Source organism: Streptomyces sp. PA03-6a (assembly GCF_033792765.1).
GTDB lineage: Bacteria > Actinomycetota > Actinomycetes > Streptomycetales > Streptomycetaceae > Actinacidiphila.
Window position 1 is genome coordinate 1 of sequence record NZ_JARAVK010000521.1, and the last position, 2,090, is coordinate 2,090.

The 2,090-nt window shown below is 65.0% G+C and carries 1 protein-coding gene; it reads left to right on the forward strand.

What is annotated here, in order from left to right; all coding sequences use genetic code 11:
- Nucleotides 1–899: 899 nt before the first annotated feature.
- Entirely contained in the window at nucleotides 900–1,355 is a 456-nt protein-coding gene (locus PV350_RS46275; protein ID WP_500339272.1) for a CAP domain-containing protein, read from the forward strand.
- The last annotated feature ends 735 nt before the right edge of the window (nucleotides 1,356–2,090 follow it).

Here is a 2,090-nt window from a genome sequence, read left to right on the forward strand (position 1 = left end):
GGAGGGGGCGGCGGCGGTGGAGGAACCGTCCTCCAGAGGGGCAGTGAACACCCGTCACCATCCTGACTGCGGGCGCGCGGGCGTACACGACAGCACGCCGCGCGGGGTGGCTCGTTATGCATGCATGTTAAGTAGTCGTGTGAGGAAGGTGTCAACGGAGCTGCCAACAGTTGGCGCTTACTGGGGTGGTTTATGTGGGTACAGGCGTCAGCCGAAGTGTTCCGGGGTCCGTGAAGGGACTCCGCAAATACCTAACATGTATGTAGAGAGATGGGGGCGTGACGCCCACCGGAGGTGCTGCGGGTCAGCGGTCCCGCACGATCTCCCGCAACTCGCGGTCCAGCCGCGCCACGGCCTCGTCCGGCGTGGTGTGCAGCGCGAGCGCGTCCCGGCCCACCGCCGCCACCGCCAGGCTCACCCGTTGGACCCGCCCAGCACGCTCGCGCCCAGTCCGTCGGGACCGGGCAGCGGCACCGCCCTGGAGCGTCTCGCGATCCGCGAGCCCGAACAGCCGGGGGCGTAGCCTGACCGACACCGCGGACGTCACCCCTTAAGTGGGAGGCCCTCCATCCACCTCGCCGCCGATCTGGGCATCAGAACCAGACCATCGCCGCCATCGGCAACCGCCAACGCCCCCACCTCCGACTCCCGCTCAACCAGCACACCCGGCGCTTCTACCCAAGACTCGCCACCACCACCTCCCGTGCTCTCGCCTACCAGCAGCATCGCAACACGACTCGGAACAGGAAGGGATGACAAATATAGTGGGAAAGAACCGGCGGCATACGCGGGCGAAGCCGCGTCTGCAGCAAACTCCACCCACAGCGCGCCCGAACGCTCGCCTGCCGGGCATAGAGGTAGAAGGCGCTTCACCGGCCAGCGGCCCGGCACGCTCCCAGATGTTGTCCCTGCCCGCAGCCGGGGTGGGAGACATTCGACTTAAGCGAATAGAGGATGAGGTAGTAGCCATCGTAAACCGCGAGCGGTTCAACCGTGGCCTGCCGCGGTTGCGCATTGACGAACGGCTGCGCGCTTCAGCTCGGGCACACAGCCAGGACATGGCCCAGCGCAATTACTTCGCACATCGGTCACCTGACGGCACCACCCCCGCGGAACGCATGCGAGCCTGGGGACACCCGCAGCCCGGAGCCGAGAACATCGCCATGGGACAACCGCGACCACAAGTCGTCATGACAGCCTGGATGCACAGTCCTGGACACCGGGCTAACATCCTTCACCCTCAGCTGCAGTCAATCGGGGTTGGCCTTTACCGGGCTAAAGCAGGACAGGGGCCCTGGTGGACCCAGCACTTTGGCTACGACCCATCCGAGCCCACCACACCAGCATCTGTATGACGCACTACGCGTAAGTCGGTGATGGTTGGGCATGATGGCTGGATGGCGAGGACGGGACGGCCGAAGGCTGAGCTGGTATTGGCCGACGATGAGCGTGAGACGTTGACTCGCTGGGCCAGGCGCCGGACGTCTTCGCTGGCGCTGGCCCTGCGGTGTCGGATCGTTCTGGAGGGCCCGAGCGGGGCGCAAGGACGTGGCTGCCCGGTTGGATGTGGAGGCCCGTGAAAGCGGTGAGGGTGTCCACTAAGGGCTGTCCCGTAATTGATCGCGTCCGGCTGCGGATGTGCTGGCCGCGGTGCCGCTCGCTCGGTTACGCGGCCTGCAGCAGGTTGTGGTGTACGGGTTCCTGCCTGATGCGGGTGTTTGTTCCGGCGTCGGAGTGAGTCCCCGGATATGAGATCGGCCACCGGCTGATCTTCCAGATGTCGAAGCCTCGAAGGAGATCAGCACGATGAGCGCATCAGACAGTCTGCCCCTGCACGCGAGGAGAACCTCACTGCGGCGTCCCGATCTACTGTGCGCGATGGTCTAGACGTTCACCGACGCGTTCGGGCCTTGACCCCTAATCCTGGATACGGGTTATGCGGCTGGTGTCGGCGTAGTTGATGTTGCCCGGGACGCCGTTTCGTAGGCGATTGAGGTTTTCTCAACGAAGATCATTTCCAGATTCCGTTGAGGACGAGTGCGGCGCGGGCGATGTCGCCGATCCGGCTGGGGCTGAGGGAGACGTGCTTG